Origin of the sequence: Promicromonospora sp. NPDC050249 (assembly GCF_040656015.1) — a bacterium.
Taxonomy (GTDB): Bacteria; Actinomycetota; Actinomycetes; order Actinomycetales; family Cellulomonadaceae; genus Promicromonospora.
This window is the reverse complement of sequence record NZ_JBFAKY010000014.1, coordinates 90,698-104,778: the sequence shown is the minus strand read 5'-3', so window position 1 is coordinate 104,778 and position 14,081 is coordinate 90,698. Positions and strand designations below refer to the sequence as shown.

Genomic DNA, 14,081 nt, shown 5'->3' with positions numbered 1-14,081 from the left:
ACGGGACCGTCAGCGCACCACCTCGAAGATCTGCTTCTGGACGCCGTTCTTGTACGCCTCGTGCTCGACGAGGCGGAGCTGCTGGGCCGCCTTGTCGGCGTCGCTGAACAGCGGCTTGCCCTGGCCGAGGAGGACCGGGAACACGAGCAGGTGGTACGCGTCGATGAGGCCCGCGTCCGCGAGCGCCCGGGTGAGGGAGACGCTGCCGTGCACCTGGATCTCACCGACGTCGGAGTCCTTGAGCTTCGCGACGTCGTCCAGCGAGCGCAGGATGGTGGTCTCGCCCCAGTTGTCGGTCAGGTCGTCCTCGGTGAGCGTCGTCGAGACGACGTACTTGGGCAGGGTGTTGTAGCGCACGAACTCGTCCATGTCGGGCCACACGGGCGCGAACATCTGGTAGCTGGCACGGCCCAGCAGCAGCGCGCCCGCTTCCTCCTGCTCACGGCCCTTGAGCTCGTACGCCTCCGGTGCCGGGGCGACGGTCTTGAACGTCCACGCGGTGTCGTGCAGCTCGGGGTCCCCGCCGGTGGGGTCGACCTTGCCGTCGAGCGAGACGAAGTGGGTGGCGACTATGGTGCTCATGGGGGTTCTCCCTGGGTAGTGGTGGCCTGGCGGATGCATCAGCCCTCTGCCATCTCAGACGACCAGCGACGGAAAACTCATCGGCCTTCTGATCCGGAAGCAGAACGTCCGGAACTGGTTCTAGCGTGGTGCTCAACGGCATCCTGCCGCACTCACCACGGGAGAGAAATCATGGACATCCTGCTCATCGGCGGCCTCTGGCTCGACACGTCCGCCTGGGACGACGTAGTCCCGGAGCTCGAGGCGCTCGGCCACCGTGCCGTGCCGGTCGCGCTTCCCGGACAGGGCGACGGCTCGACGACGGCGACGCTGGAGGATCAGGTCGCCGCGGTGCTCGCGGCCGTGGACGCGACAGCCGGAAGGCCGCTGGTCGTGGGCCACTCGGCCGCCTGCACCCTGGCCTGGCTCGCCGCCGACGCACGCCCGGAGAAGATCGCCGGCGTGGTGCTGATCGGCGGGTTCCCGTGGGACGACGGCAAGCTCTACGCCGACCTGTTCGAGATGACCGACGGCGTCATGCCGTTCCCCGGCTGGGAGCCGTTCGAGGGGCCGGACTCCGCCGACCTCTCCGACGAGGTCAAGGCCGCCTTCGCCGCCAAGGCGGTCCCGGTCCCCGAGGGGGTCGCCCGAGGCGTGGTGCACCTGACCGACGAGCGCCGGTTCGACGTGCCGGTCGTCGTCGTGTGCCCGGAGTTCACCCCAGAGCAGGCGAGGCAGTGGATCGAGGCCGGCGACGTGCCGGAGCTCGCCCGGGCCAAGAACGTGGACCTGGTGGACCTGGACTCGGGTCACTGGCCGATGTTCACCCGCCCGGCAGCCCTGGCCGCCCTGCTGGCTTCTTCCGCGAGGTAGATCGCCTGTCCGAGTCTCCCTGTGTCGCCAGGGAGACCCGGACAGGCGCTCTGCCTCGCGGAAGAAGCGGCACTCAACGCTTCAGGCCGAGGGAGCGCAGCTCCAGGTCCGCCAGCTCGCGGACCGCGGCCGGGTCGCCGGCTCGCCACGCGGCCACCGGGTCGTCCGAGACACGGGTCAGGGACCGGAGCGGCTGGTTCGCCAGGGCGCGCAGCGCCAGCAGCTGCGGATCGGCGCCCGCGAACCGCCGGGCGGCGGTCGCGCGCCGGATGAACCGGACCCGGAACGGCACGTACAGCACGGCGATCAGCAGCACCGGGATCAGGAACACCGCGAGCCCGACCAGCAGCGCGACGTCGGCCACCGTCTCGGCCTGGGACCGGCCGGCGGCGGCCAGGCTCTCGGCGGCGTCGGCGGCGCCGCGGAAGGGCGCGGCCAGGTTGTCCCCCACGCCAGGGATGCCGCCGATCCGGCCCTCCACGTCGTGGAACCGGCCGGCCATCTCGTCGGCGGCCGACGCCGTCGCCAGACCGGGCCGCCCGAGGGTCAGCGTCGCGTCGTGGGTCGTGCGACCCGCCCAGGCCCAGCCCGCGATCCAGGCGAGCATCATCAGGTCACCGAGCACCTGACGGGCGCACCGCGCAGGCGCTACCGCGTACAACCTCATGGTCTGGCCCTCCGGACGTCAGCGAGTCCCCCGCACCGTAGCGGAACCGGGCCCGTTTCGGGGGCCACCGCGCGACCGATCTGTGGTTGCATACTCTCCGACTTTGTTTCCGACATTGCGGAGGTATTGCCCATGACTACCAACGACGAGCTCACCCGTACGTTTGCCGAGTTCGACGGCGACGGCGACGGCCGGATCACCGCCGACGAGTTCCGCCAGGCCATGGCCACCCGCGGCGAGGAGACCTCCGACAAGGACCTCGAGCAGATCTTCGGCAAGGCCGACAACGACGACGACGGCAAGATCGACCTCGCCGAGTTCACCGAGGCCTGGGACGCCTGAGCCACCCCTCGCTCCGCCGTTCGGTTGGGCCGGTGCCCGCCGGGCGCGAGAGGATGGGCCTCGTGACGAAGCGCGAGAATCCCCAGGTCCGCGACCTCAACCTCGTGCGCACCTTCCGCGAGGTCCGCGCAGGATCGGGTTCGACGACGACGGAGCTGGTCCGCGCGACCGGGCTGTCCCGCCCGAGCATCAACTCCCTGGTGTCCGAGCTGACGGACCTCGGCTGGGTGGTCGCGGTGGAGCCGGTGCCGAACGGTCAGGGCGGCCGCCCGCCGCAGCGTTTCCGCTTCCACGCCGAGATCGGCAGGCTCCTCGGGATCGACATCGGGGTGCACCGGATCAGCGCTGTGCTGACCGACCTCGCCGGCACGGTGCTGGCCGGGCACGAGCTGGCCGTCGAGCCGACGGCGGCGCCCGCACAGCGCCTCGACCGGCTCGACGAGGTGGTCGAGGCGGCGCTCGCCGGCGCGGGTGCGACGCCGGAAGCGGTCTGGTCGGTCGCCGCCGCCGTGACGGGTCCGGTCGACGCGCACGGCCGCACCTCGATGGTGAGCCCGCTGCCGGGCTGGGCAGAGGTCGACCTCGTCGGGCATCTCGGCCGCCGGTTCACCTGCCCCGTCCAGGTGGAGAACGACGTCAAGGTAGCCCTCCTCGCCGAGCACGAGTGGGGGGTGGTCAGCGGCGCCCGCGACGTCGTCTACATCCTCGCCGGGCTGCGCACCGGAGCGGCGGCGCTCGTCAACGGCCGGCTGGTGCGGGGCCACGGTGGTGCCGCCGGGGAGATCGGCGCGCTCCCCGCCGTCCGCTGGCTCACCGCCCTGGAGGATCTGCAGCAGGTGCCGGGCATGCCCGGGTCGCTCCGGGAGAGCGAACGGTCCGCGTGGACGTTCCGGCAGGCCCGGCAGGGCAATGCCGAGGCACGCGAGGCGGTGTGGCGGTACGCGCGCGACCTCGCGACCGGGGCCGCCGCCGTCGTGCTCACGCTCGATCCCGAGATAGTCGTGCTGGGCGGCGGCAACACGCCGTGGGCGGACCTCTGGGGCGCGGAGTTCGGCGCGATGCTCAGCAAGAGCGTCGTGCGGATGCCCCAGGTGAAGGTCTCCTCCCTGGGGCCCGACCACGTCGCGCGCGGGGCCGTCCGGCTGGCCATGGCCGACGTCGAGTCGACCTTCTACGCCGAACGGCTGCTGCCCGCCGAACGCCCCCGCGCGCACGCCTGACCGGCTACCCCCTAGAGCGGGTACTAGGGGGTACTAAAGGGGGTAGTGACCCGGTCCGCCGTCGATCGCCGGACCGAAGTCCACCAGTCGTGAGCCGATCCGGTAGCGGTACCGGTCGACGCGTTCGGTGGCCGGCGCACTCGTGAGGAACTCACGCAGCGCCGGAAGGTCGGCCGGCTCGATCCAGTCGGGCGGGTCCGAGACGGCGCGGAACGCCGAGAGCTGCGCGCAGTCCCGCAGCCACTGCATCTGCTCGTCGCTCAGCAGGTTGCGCCGGCGCCGGAAGTACACGACGTCGGGGTCGAGGCCGATCAGGCCGCGCATCCAGAGCCGGTTCACGCCGTTGAAGACGGCGTTGCGCGCCATGGCGTCGGACGGGTCGTCGCTGGCGTAGTTGTCCCACATGGGCGCGACGTCGGGCCCGGTGCGCACCGCGTTCAGCACCCCCAGCGACGGGAAGACCGGCGCGCCGGACCCCAGCAGGTAGACGTCCGGGCCGACGGCCTCCCGGATCAGCTCGATCGCCGAACGGTACGCGGCCTCCCGGTCGACGTCCTCGGCGCGCACCCCTGCCACGGCGCCCGCGTTGATGAAGTCGAGCTTGAGGTAGCTGAACCCCCAGTCGACGGCGCGCGTCACCGTGTCGACGAGGAAGTCCCGCGCGTCCTGCCGCGTGAAGTCGAAGGTGTGGTAGTCAGTGCCCCAGTTGGACCCGGCGCGGACCGGGACACCGTCGAGGTCGCGCAGCAGCATCTGCGGGTTCTGCCGGACCACCCGCGACTGCGGCAGCGCGATGAACGGTGCGATCCACAGCCCGGGGCGCATCCCGCGGTCGGTGATCGCGGCGGCGGCGTCCTTCATCCCCGCGGCGAACTTCTCGTTCGGCGTCCAGTCTCCGACGAGCTCCTCCCAGCCGTCGTCGATCTGGACCGTGTCGAAGCCCAGCTCCGGGAGCTGCGGCACGATCTTGTCGAGCTCCGCGCGCGAGACCGTCTCGTACAGCGAGTACCAGGACGACCACACGGTCCCCGGATCCTCGCCCCGCACGCCGTACCGGTCCACGAGCAGGTCGCGGTACCGCGAGAACACCTCGTCCTCGGTGCCGGCCAGCAGCACCCAGGAGGCGTCCCGCCCCGTCTCGGTCCAGGCGGCGAGCACGTCCCGGTCGGCGTGCAGCCTGGGAGTCTCGCCCTCCAGGCAGCCCAGCAGGTACGCGGTGGCGCCGTCGGTCACGGTCATCATCCACGACGCGTGGTGCCGCGCCGGGTCGTCCCAGCCGGTGTCGTCGGCGGTCTGCCTGCGCCGGGCGTCGGCGACGCGCAGCGGCTCCTGCGACAGCCGCCGCCAGCCCGTCGGGGACCAGGAGTTCTGCCCGTTCCGGTAGACGTCGCCGTCGGCGAGGCCGTGCAGCACGGACACGCGCGAGGCGTTCAGGAAGGTCTCCGCGACCCCGGTCGCCGGCCGTGCCCAGCTCGGCCGCTCCGCACACACCGTGCCGGCGAGGCGCATCGGGACGGTGGCCTGGGTTCCAACTGACATGCGTTCTCCTCGTGGACGGCGGGAGCGGCGCCACGCACCGCTCCCGCCGTGGGACGGACCGACACGAGGTCGGTCGGTGTGCCGACGGCGAAGACCGCCGGCCGGTCTGGACTGCTCGGGCCGGTCCGGACTACTCGAAGAGCGACTCGACGGCGTCGTTCGCCTCCCCCAGACGCTCGGCCGGGTCGGCGCCCTGGGCGATCGCCTGCATGGCGTCCTGGACGGCGGCGTTCACCTCCGCGGCGTTGTTGAACGCCGGTACGGCGAAGATCTCCCCCGCGTCGGCGACGCCGACGAACGCCGACGAGTCGAGGCCCTGCTCCTCGCGTGCCGCGAGCGCCGCCTCCGTACCCGAATTCAGCGCGGGGAACACGAGGCCCGCCTCCCCCACCGTGTCCTGGCAGGCCGGCGAGGCGAGGTACTCGACCCAGGCGAAGGCCTGGTCCGGGTGCTCGGTACCGGCCCAGACGGAGTCGGCGAGACCGTTGGTCGCGGCGGTACGGCCCTGCGGCCCCTCGGGCACCTGCGCGAAGGCGAAGTCCACGGGCACGTCCTCGGCGAGGTACGTGGACGCCGTCCACGAGCCCGTGATCGTCGAGGCCGCCTTGCCGCTCGTCATCACGGCCTCGGTGCCGAGCGTGGACTGCTCGTCGAACGGCGGCGCGTACCCGTCCTCGATCAGCGCCTGCAGCCAGCCTGCGGTCTCGACCAGCGGGGCGGAGTCGAAGTTGAACGAGGTGGGCGCGCCCTCGTCGTCGCTGTAGGTGAACCCGGCCGAGTGGGCGAAGTTGCCCCAGCCGTTCTGGCCGACGGCGCCGTCCGCCCACTCGGGGTAGTACCCGTAGCGGACGACGTCGTCCTTGTCGTACGCCGGGTCCAGGCCCGTGCGACCCGCTGAGTCGAGCGACATGGCACGGACCAGCTCCTCGAAGGTGCCGCCGTCGTCCGGGTTCCAGGTCAGCGCGCTCATCTCCTCGGCGCTGAAGCCCGCCTCCTTCGCGACCTCCGTGTCGTACAGGAGGGCCACCGTGTCCCAGTCCTTGGGCAGCCCGTAGCGCTTGCCCTCGAAGACCCAGCGGTCGGCGAGGCCCTCCTTGAAGGCGGCGAGGTCGACGTCGGAGGCCTCGACGCGGTCGGTCAGGTCGAGGAGCTGGCCGTTCTGCACGAACTGGAGGTAGTACGAGATCTGGTTGGTGAACACGTCCGGGGCGGTCCCGGCGGTGATCTGCGTGCTCAGGTTCTGCCAGTACTGCGCCCATCCGGTCTGGGTGAGCGTCACCGTGATCTCCGGGTTGAGCTCGTGGAAGTCGTCGGCACACTGCTGGTACAGCGGGAGCTGCGTGTCGTCCCAGAGCCAGTAGTCGATCGTCACGGCCTCGCCGGCGGCGTCGTCGCCACCGGTTCCGGAGGAGCACGCACTGAGCGCCAGCAACGACGCGGCGCCGAGCGCCGCGAGCGCCTTGGTCCTCTTCATGGTCTTCCTTTCGGTTCTTACGGGGGTCATTTCCCGCCGGAGAAGTTGAGGGACTGCACGAGCTGCCTGCCCAGGAGGACGAGCAGCAGGAGTACGGGGACGACCGACAAGGTGGCGCCGGCCATGAGCCCGGTCCAGTCAGGTGCCGTGTTGGGCGACTGCTGCTGGAACACCCCGAGCGCGACGGTCAGCACGCGGGTCTCGGGTGAGCTCCCCGCGACCAGCGGCCACAGGTAGTCCTTCCACATGCCCACGAGGGTGATGAGCATCATCGTGGCGAGCGGTCCGCGGCTCATCGGCAGGGCGATGCGCCAGAAGCGCCCGAGGCTGCCCACACCGTCGAGCATCGCCGCCTCCTCGACGTCGGTCGGCAGGGACAGGAAGAACTGGCGGAGGAAGAAGATGGTGAACGGGCTCATCAGCAGCGCGGGCGCGACGAGCCCCACCATGGTGTTGAGCAGGCCCAGCTCCCGCATGAGGGCGAAGTTCGGCAGCAGCGTGAAGATCCCCGGCACCATCAGCCCTGCGAGGACCAGGCCGAAAAGCGCGTCCCGGCCGCGGAAGTGCAGCCGCGCGAAGGCGTAGGCCGCCGCAGCGCACGACAGCGTCTGGATCACCGCAACGGACCCGGCGTAGAGCAGCGAGTTGGCGGTGTACCGGACGAAGTCGATGGCGGCTCCGGTGCCGCCCGCCGCGACCGCCTCCTCCACGCTCGTCAGCCCCAGCACGCGCCGGAAGTTGACCAGCGTCGGGTCGGTCGGCCACAGCCGGCCGGCCTCCTCGATGAGCCCCGCGGCGGGGGTGAACGCGGTGCGCACCATCCAGAAGAAGGGGAAGACCGTCGCGACGATCACCACCGCCACGGCCACCCAGGCCACCACCCTGCCCGGTCGGACGGCGGGGCGCGGGCGGCGTGCGGGACGCTGCCGGACGGCTGGGCGCCCGGCCCGGCTGGTCCGGGGACGTGTGGCGGTCGCGCTCATGACAGGTCCGATCGGTTGGCACGCATGAGACGCAGCTGCACGTAGGTGAGCGCCCCGAGGATGACGACGAGCAGGATCGCTATCGCGGAGGCATAGCCCATCTTGTAGAACGCGAATGCCTGTTGATAGATGTAGTAGTAGATGACGCGGACCTCGGGGATCGGGTTGTTGCCGTACCCCACCTGCACCAGGTCGAACACCTGGAACGACCCGATGAGCGACACCACGAGCACCAGGGCGAGGACGGGCCGGATCAGGGGAAGCGTCAGCCGGAAGAACATCCGCGTCTCGCTCGCGCCGTCGAGCGCGCCCGCCTCGTACAGCTCCGCGGGCACCTGGAGCATCCCCGCGTACAGCAGCAACGCCGTGTAGCCGAGACCGGACCAGACCGAGATGCCGACCACTATCCAGAGCGCGGCGTCGGGGTTGTAGAACGTGACCCCCTCGATCCCTGTCGAGTCGAGCAGGTTCTTCAGGAAGCCCACGTTGGCGTCCAGCAGCCAGCCCCAGATCAGCGCGATCGCCACGTTGGGGACCAGCCAGGGCAGCAGCAGGAGCGAGCGCACCCAGGTGCGCAGCCGCAGGCGCTGCATGAGCGCGGCGAGCCCGAGCGCGAGCACCAGCATGACCACGAGGTTCGCCAGCGCGAAGACGGCGGTGATGCGCAGCGACGTCCACACCTGCGGGTCGGCGACGAGCGTCCGAAAATTCTCGGCGCCCACAAAACCTGGCTCCTTGAGCAGGTTGAAGTCCGTCATCGAGTAGTAGACGCCCCGGACCGTCGGGTACAGGTAGAACAGGACGAAGCCGAGCAGCGCGGGGAACAGCAGGACGGCGGCGGCCCACTTGTCGGCCCTGCGCAGCCGCGGCACGGCCGGCGCACGACGCCGGCGCAGGTCGACAGTCATCGCTCTCGTCATCGAGACCCTCCTCATGGGCTGCGGCCCACTTCGGGCCAGGCGTTAGGCAAGCAGTTTGACAGAACCATGTCAAGCCTCTTGCATAACCTGCTCACTCCTGCTGTGATGGCCGCACGGCGCCGGGACGTGCCCGGCGTCGTTCGCTCGGTCAAGGAGGACTGTCGATGTCAGTTCCACGCACCACGTCAGGTCACCGAAGAAGAGCTTCCGCCGCCGGCCTGCTCGGGGTCGTCACGCTGGGCGCCGTGGCCCTGCTGGGCGGCACGGGCGCCTGGACCAGCGCCGCGGCCGCGCCGGGCGCGTCGTCCGGTGGCGACGCCGGCAACCGCGGCGGCACCCGCGCCGTGACCCACTCTGTGACCCACTCTGTGACGCTCGAGCAGACCGCCGCGCTGGCGGACAACCCGCTCAAGGGTTTCCTGCCGTTCGCCCCGGAACCCGGCCAGACGCTCGACGCCGCGGACCCGTCGTTCCCGCACACGCTCGAGTGGTTCTACCTGCCGGTCGACGCGGTGGTCACCGGCGAGGACACCTACGACTGGACCCGGGTGGAGGCCTACCTCTCCAGCATCGCGGCGCGCGGGCACCAGTCGGTCCTGCGCTTCTACCTCGACTACCCCGGCCGCGACTCCGGCGTGCCCGCGTACCTGCTCGGCGAGGGCGGGATCAGCCAGGAGCGCCGCTACGACTTCTGGGACAACAACGGCGTCAGCTTCTCCCCCGACTACGACGACCCGCGGGTCGTGGGCCTGATCACCGGCTTCATCGACGCCCTGGGCGAGCGGTACGACGGCGACCCGCGGATCGCGTACCTCACGGCCGGACTGGTCGGCTTCTGGGGCGAGGACCACACGTACCCGATGAACGGCCTCGTCGAACCGACCAACCCGGAGGGGATCGACTGGATGCCGTCCGCCGCGACACGCGCGACGATCTGGGACGCGTGGGACGCCGCCCTCGACGAGACGTGGCTCCAGGCGCGCTACCCCACGGCCGACGTGGCCGCCCACGCGTTCGGGCTGCACGACGACTCGTTCGCGTACGCGACCCTGCCCACCACGGACTGGCACTTCCTCGCCCAGGTCCAGGCCGCCGGGATGACCGAGGCCTGGCGCACGGCGCCGATCGGCGGTGAGCTGTACCCGCCGCTGCAGACGTGCATCTTCTCGGAGCCGCTCGACTGCCCGAACGCCGCCGAGGAGATCGCGGCCGGCCGCGACTACGACGTCGCCGGCTCGACCGCGGCGTCGCACGCCTCCTGGATCATCAACCACCAGGCATGGGCGACCGGGTACGACGGCGACGACCGCGAGCGGGCCGTCGCCGCTGCTGCCGCCCTCGGGTACGACCTCGCCGCCACGCAGGCCACACTGACGAACAACGGTGGCGGGGCGTCGGTCACGCTCACTCTGACCAACCGTGGCGTCGCGCCCTTCTACGGCGACTGGCCGGCTGAGCTGGTCGTCCTGGACGACGAGGGTGAGGTGGTCCGCCGGACCGCCGTCGACGCCGACCTGCCGAGCATCCAGCCCGGCGCCTCCGCCACCGTGGAGGCCTCGCTCGACGGCGGGGGCCGGAACCTTGCCGGTGCCACGGTGGCCTTCCACGTCCCCAACGTCATGACGGGCGGGGAGCCGCTGCGTTTCGCCAACACGACCCAGGACCAGGACGCGCCGGGGTACCTCACCCTGGGCGAGGTCCCCGGACTCTCCTGACCGATCTCCCCCACCACCGCTGGACGGGCCTGTCGAGGCCTGGCATCCCACAGCCGGTGCGGAAGGTGATGCCCCCTGGCCGGCGAACTCGCCGGCCAGGGGGCATCACCACATCAGCTTCGGGGCGACTTCCAGCCGAACGGGATCGGGATGGGCCCGCAGCAGCACACGCCTTGCACGTCGGCAAGGGCCAGCATCCTGGCGGCCTGGTAGCACGCGAGAAACCGCACGACCATGGGCACGGCACCCCGCACGAGGCCCCTGCGGGAGAACAGGTCCCGCGCTGCGCCGGAGCACCCCTCGCCGCCGTGCAGGACGCCGTAGGCGCAGCGCCAGCCCTTCCGCGGCGAGATCCGACGCTGGTACATCACGATCGCATGATCGACGGCTCTGGCTGCTGGGCCCATCTCGACACCGTACGGTCGTCCCGGATCACTCGCGCGCCCCAGCGACCGCCGTGGCGATCGCCTCAGGATCCCGGGCGAGAGCGACCGGTTGCCGGCCCCGTCGGCTGCTTCCGAGAGCGTCCTAGGCGCGCAGGATCTCGGTGCAGAGCTGGTCGACGACGTCCCGCACCGCGGCCCGTGCCGGGGCGAGGTACTTGCGCGGGTCGGTCACCGCGCCGTCGGCCGCGAGGTACTGCCGCACCTCGGCCGTGTAGCCCACGTTGAGCGCCGTACCGACGTTGACCTTGCGGATGCCCGCGGCGATCGCGGCCCGGAGCGCCGGGACCGGCACCCCCGAGGACCCGTGCAGCACGAGCGGCACGGAGAGGCGCTCCGCGAGGCGGGCGATCAGGTCGAGGTCGAGCTTTGCCGTCGCGCTCGTCATGGCGTGCGAGCTGCCCACGGCGACGGCGAGTCCGTCCACGCCGGTGCGCGCCACGAAGGACGCCGCCTCGTCCGGGTCGGTGCGCACGCCCGGCGCATGGGCACCGTCCTTGCCGCCGATCGCGCCGAGCTCGGCCTCGATCCACAGCGAGGTGCGGTGCCCGGCCGCGGCGAGCTCCGCCGTCGTCGCGACGTTCGCCTCGTACTCCAGGTGCGCGGCATCCACCATGAGCGAGGAGACGCCGAGCGGCCAGGCGTTCGCGACGACCGACCGGGCCAGCTCGAGGTCCTGCACGTGGTCGAGGTGCACCGAGACCGGCACGCCCGCCGACGCCGCGACCTCGCGGCACCCCGCCACCAGCGGCGCCATCCGCCCGCCGTGGAAGTTCACCGCGTTCTCGCTCACCTGCAGGATCCCGGGCAGGCCGGCCGCCTCGAGCCCGAGGACGATGCCCTCGGCGTGCTCGAGCGTGATGACGTTGAACGCGAGGACGGCACCTTGTGCCCGCACGGCGTCGGCGATCAGGGATCCCGTGGCTGCCAGGGTCACAGCACGCCCGCCGGGCCGCCCAGGACGACACTGCTGCGCAGCGCCTCGGGCAGCAGGTCGCCGTGCGCGGCGGTGAGCTCGTCGCAGACCGCCCAGATCTGCTCAGGGGTCAGCGTCGAGGCGGTGTTCGGATCCATCAGCGCGGCCTGGCGGACCAGGAGCGGGTCGCCGGTGCGGGCGGCCTCGACGGTCAGCCGTCCGACCGAGACGTACGCCTGGTTGACGGCGGCGCACTGGATCGGCAGCGCCCCCATCGCCACCGGCGCGACGCCCGAGCCGTCGACGATCGCGGGCACCTCGACGACGGCGTCCTGACCCAGGTTGTCGATCAGCCCGCGGTTGGGCACGTTGACGTGCACCTCGCGGCGCGTGCCGGTGACCATCGAGTGGATGATCTGCGGCGCGTACTCGCTCGCGCCCTCCTCGAGCTCCAGCTCGCCACCCGCGGCGAGGGTCCGCTTCGCCCGGTCGAGCTCCGCGAGGTTCTCACGGCTGATGCCGACGTACTCCAGCGGCTCCAGCCGGTAACGCTCGATCTGTGCATCCGAGCGCAGGAACCACGACAGGTACTCCGACGAGTGCTCGCTCGTCTCCGTGGGGTAGTAGCCGATGCGGCGGAAGATCTCGACGCGCACGCGGCGCTCGAGCTCGGGGTCGGCGCGGATGCGGTCGCGCAGCACCGGGTAGAGGTCCTGCCCCTTGTGCTCCCACTGAAGCAGCCAGGCCTGGTGGTTGACGCCGGCCGCGCGGAAGCGGGTCTCCTCCACCGGCACGCCCACCAGCTCGGCGAGGTCGTGGGCGGTCCAGTAGACACTGTGGCACAGCCCAGCGACCTTGAGCTCGGGGGCGACCACGGACAGCCACCAGACGTTCATCGCCATGGGGTTGGTGTAGTTGAGCAGCCACGCGTCCGGGCACAGCTCGCGCATGTCGGCGGCCAGCGCCGTGAGCACGGGGAACGTGCGCAGGGCGCGGAAGATCCCGCCCACGCCGGTCGTGTCGCCGATCGTCTGGCGCAGCCCGTGCCGTGCGGGGATCTCGAGGTCGGCGATCGTCGCGTCGACGCCGCCCACCTGAATCATGTTGATGACGAAGTCCGCGCCGTCGAGCGCCGTGCGGCGGTCGGCCGTCGCGACGACGGTGGCCCGGCCGCCGAGCTGGCGGTCGACCTGCCGCGCCGTCGCCTCGGCGACGTCGAGCCGCTCGGGGTCGATGTCGTGGAGCACGAGGCGGGCGTCCACGAGCTCGGGAAAACGCAGGATGTCGGCGACGAGCTGCCGGGTGAAGACGACGCTCCCGGCGCCGATGAACGCGATGCTGACCATGGCGTCGATCATCCGGGGGCCCGCGCGAGATGTGCAAGAATACGATCAGAATTCGCGATAAACGATCAGTTTGAGTGAGCGGTTCGAGAAGGGAACGGTATGGCGACCACGGCGGAGTCAGAACCACGCGCCATCTCGCACAAGCGCACCGAGCGCATGATGCGGACCCTGACCTACGTCAACGAACAGGGCACGGCCCGGCTCACCGACCTCGTCCGCGAGCTCGGCGTGTCCTCGGCGACGATGCGGCGCGACCTGGCCGCCATGGAGGAGCAGGGCCTGCTGGTCCGCACGCACGGGGGCGTCCGCGCGCTCGACCCCACCACCGAGGTCCCGGTGCAGCTGCGCGACAACCGGTTCCGGGACGCGAAGGTGCGTATCGCCGAGCACGCCGCGGGGCTGCTCCCGGCGGGGCGCTACTCGGTCGCCATCAGCGGCGGCACGACGGCGGCCGCCGTCGCGCGCGAGCTCGCCACCCGCCCCGACCTCGCCATCGTGACCAACGCGCTGACCACGGCCACCGAGCTCGCGTCGCGGAGCAACCTGAAGGTCATCATGACCGGCGGGTTCGTGCGGTCGAGCTCGTTCGAGGCCGTCGGGGCGCTGGCCGAGAACACGTTCAACGCCATCAACGTCGGCACGGCGTTCCTGGGCACCGACGGCATCAGCGTGCGCGGCGGCGCGACCACCCACGACGAGACCGAGGCCCGCACCAACCACGCGATGCTCGCGCACGCCGAGCACGTGGTGGTCGTCGCGGACGGCTCGAAGGTGGGCCGGGTGACGCTCGCGAAGGTCGCCGACCTCTCGGAGATCGACGTGCTGGTGACGGACTCCTCGGCCGACCCGGAGGCCCTGGCCGCGATCGAGGCGGAGGGCGTGGAGATCCAGATAGTCCCGGACTGACAACGACGGTCGGACGGCGGGCCCACCCTCGCCACCGAACCGCGACCTGCTCGTCCTCCCGGCCGGCCCGACGTCACCGAACCGCAAGTTGCTGGTCTACCTGGACTGCCCGACGTCGCCGAACCGCAAGTTGCTGGTCTATCTGGACTGCCCGACGTCGCCGAACCGCAAGTTGC

Annotated in this window: 14 protein-coding genes; 5 read left to right on the top strand and 9 right to left on the bottom strand. The window is 71.3% G+C overall.

Features of this window, described 5'->3' with window-relative positions; all coding sequences use genetic code 11:
• Window positions 1–9: 9 nt before the first annotated feature.
• A complete protein-coding gene (locus tag AB0I32_RS13715) occupies window positions 10–582 on the bottom strand; it encodes a dihydrofolate reductase family protein (RefSeq protein ID WP_357506774.1) in 573 nt (190 codons plus the stop codon).
• A gap of 171 nt (window positions 583–753) precedes the next feature.
• Between AB0I32_RS13715 and AB0I32_RS13710 the strand changes: the two genes are divergently transcribed.
• Window positions 754–1,434, top strand: a complete 681-nt coding sequence (locus AB0I32_RS13710) for an alpha/beta hydrolase (RefSeq protein ID WP_357506772.1) — start codon at window positions 754–756, stop codon at window positions 1,432–1,434.
• 73 nt (window positions 1,435–1,507) lie between these two features.
• On the opposite strand, the gene AB0I32_RS13705 is transcribed toward AB0I32_RS13710, so the two are convergent.
• A complete protein-coding gene (locus AB0I32_RS13705) occupies window positions 1,508–2,101 on the bottom strand; it encodes a hypothetical protein (RefSeq protein ID WP_357506770.1) in 594 nt (197 codons plus the stop codon).
• A 132-nt stretch (window positions 2,102–2,233) separates the two neighbouring features.
• On the opposite strand from AB0I32_RS13705, the gene AB0I32_RS13700 reads away from it, so the two are divergent.
• Together AB0I32_RS13700 and AB0I32_RS13695 are read left to right on the top strand one after the other, a co-directional pair.
• Window positions 2,234–2,443, top strand: coding sequence for an EF-hand domain-containing protein (locus AB0I32_RS13700; protein WP_357506768.1), 210 nt, complete (start codon window positions 2,234–2,236; stop codon window positions 2,441–2,443).
• A 62-nt stretch (window positions 2,444–2,505) separates the two neighbouring features.
• Window positions 2,506–3,663 (top strand): ROK family transcriptional regulator, encoded by a 1,158-nt coding sequence (locus AB0I32_RS13695; protein WP_357506766.1) that lies wholly within the window; start codon window positions 2,506–2,508, stop codon window positions 3,661–3,663.
• 33 nt (window positions 3,664–3,696) lie between these two features.
• Here the strand turns inward: AB0I32_RS13695 and AB0I32_RS13690 are convergent, their stop codons facing one another.
• The 4 genes from AB0I32_RS13690 to AB0I32_RS13675 all read right to left on the bottom strand — a co-directional run bounded on the left by AB0I32_RS13690 (window position 3,697) and on the right by AB0I32_RS13675 (window position 8,579).
• Window positions 3,697–5,202 carry a glycoside hydrolase family 36 protein gene (locus tag AB0I32_RS13690; RefSeq protein ID WP_357506764.1) on the bottom strand — a complete coding sequence of 502 codons (1,506 nt, stop codon included), beginning with the start codon at window positions 5,200–5,202 and terminating at the stop codon, window positions 3,697–3,699.
• 130 nt (window positions 5,203–5,332) lie between these two features.
• Entirely contained in the window at window positions 5,333–6,676 is a 1,344-nt protein-coding gene (locus AB0I32_RS13685) for a sugar ABC transporter substrate-binding protein (protein WP_357506762.1), read from the bottom strand.
• Between the two features lie 26 nt (window positions 6,677–6,702).
• A complete protein-coding gene (locus AB0I32_RS13680; RefSeq protein WP_357506760.1) occupies window positions 6,703–7,659 on the bottom strand; it encodes a carbohydrate ABC transporter permease in 957 nt (318 codons plus the stop codon).
• The gene (locus AB0I32_RS13675) at window positions 7,656–8,579 is read right to left on the bottom strand and encodes a sugar ABC transporter permease (RefSeq protein WP_357506758.1); all 924 of its coding nucleotides are present in this window, start codon (window positions 8,577–8,579) and stop codon (window positions 7,656–7,658) included. Before AB0I32_RS13675 ends, AB0I32_RS13680 begins: the two co-directional genes overlap by 4 nt.
• Before the next feature lie 164 nt (window positions 8,580–8,743).
• Between AB0I32_RS13675 and AB0I32_RS13670 the strand changes: the two genes are divergently transcribed.
• Window positions 8,744–10,294: a DUF4832 domain-containing protein gene (locus AB0I32_RS13670; RefSeq protein WP_357506756.1), complete on the top strand. Its 1,551-nt coding sequence runs from the start codon at window positions 8,744–8,746 to the stop codon at window positions 10,292–10,294.
• A 113-nt stretch (window positions 10,295–10,407) separates the two neighbouring features.
• Here the strand turns inward: AB0I32_RS13670 and yidD are convergent, their stop codons facing one another.
• The 3 genes from yidD to AB0I32_RS13655 all read right to left on the bottom strand — a co-directional run bounded on the left by yidD (window position 10,408) and on the right by AB0I32_RS13655 (window position 12,999).
• On the bottom strand, window positions 10,408–10,701 hold the full coding sequence (gene yidD, locus AB0I32_RS13665; RefSeq protein WP_357506754.1) for a membrane protein insertion efficiency factor YidD: 294 nt from the start codon (window positions 10,699–10,701) through the stop codon (window positions 10,408–10,410).
• Between the two features lie 121 nt (window positions 10,702–10,822).
• Window positions 10,823–11,674, bottom strand: a complete 852-nt coding sequence (locus tag AB0I32_RS13660; protein WP_357506752.1) for a class II fructose-bisphosphate aldolase — start codon at window positions 11,672–11,674, stop codon at window positions 10,823–10,825.
• Window positions 11,671–12,999, bottom strand: coding sequence for an alpha-glucosidase/alpha-galactosidase (locus tag AB0I32_RS13655; protein ID WP_357506750.1), 1,329 nt, complete (start codon window positions 12,997–12,999; stop codon window positions 11,671–11,673). The genes AB0I32_RS13660 and AB0I32_RS13655 overlap by 4 nt, the downstream gene beginning before the upstream one ends.
• Before the next feature lie 99 nt (window positions 13,000–13,098).
• Between AB0I32_RS13655 and AB0I32_RS13650 the strand changes: the two genes are divergently transcribed.
• Entirely contained in the window at window positions 13,099–13,905 is an 807-nt protein-coding gene (locus AB0I32_RS13650; RefSeq protein WP_357506748.1) for a DeoR/GlpR family DNA-binding transcription regulator, read from the top strand.
• Window positions 13,906–14,081 lie beyond the last annotated feature (176 nt).

Bases quoted from the DNA above. Each gene is read 5' to 3' on its own strand.
- AB0I32_RS13715 (WP_357506774.1), bottom strand. From the start codon at position 582: ATGAGCACCATAGTCGCCACCCACTTCGTCTCGCTCGACGGCAAGGTC.
- AB0I32_RS13710 (WP_357506772.1), top strand. From the start codon at position 754: ATGGACATCCTGCTCATCGGCGGCCTCTGGCTCGACACGTCCGCCTGG.
- AB0I32_RS13705 (WP_357506770.1), bottom strand. From the start codon at position 2,101: ATGAGGTTGTACGCGGTAGCGCCTGCGCGGTGCGCCCGTCAGGTGCTC.
- AB0I32_RS13700 (WP_357506768.1), top strand. From the start codon at position 2,234: ATGACTACCAACGACGAGCTCACCCGTACGTTTGCCGAGTTCGACGGC.
- AB0I32_RS13690 (WP_357506764.1), bottom strand. From the start codon at position 5,202: ATGTCAGTTGGAACCCAGGCCACCGTCCCGATGCGCCTCGCCGGCACG.
- AB0I32_RS13685 (WP_357506762.1), bottom strand. From the start codon at position 6,676: ATGAAGAGGACCAAGGCGCTCGCGGCGCTCGGCGCCGCGTCGTTGCTG.
- AB0I32_RS13680 (WP_357506760.1), bottom strand. From the start codon at position 7,659: ATGAGCGCGACCGCCACACGTCCCCGGACCAGCCGGGCCGGGCGCCCA.
- AB0I32_RS13675 (WP_357506758.1), bottom strand. From the start codon at position 8,579: ATGACGAGAGCGATGACTGTCGACCTGCGCCGGCGTCGTGCGCCGGCC.
- AB0I32_RS13670 (WP_357506756.1), top strand. From the start codon at position 8,744: ATGTCAGTTCCACGCACCACGTCAGGTCACCGAAGAAGAGCTTCCGCC.
- yidD (WP_357506754.1), bottom strand. From the start codon at position 10,701: ATGGGCCCAGCAGCCAGAGCCGTCGATCATGCGATCGTGATGTACCAG.
- AB0I32_RS13655 (WP_357506750.1), bottom strand. From the start codon at position 12,999: ATGGTCAGCATCGCGTTCATCGGCGCCGGGAGCGTCGTCTTCACCCGG.
- AB0I32_RS13650 (WP_357506748.1), top strand. From the start codon at position 13,099: ATGGCGACCACGGCGGAGTCAGAACCACGCGCCATCTCGCACAAGCGC.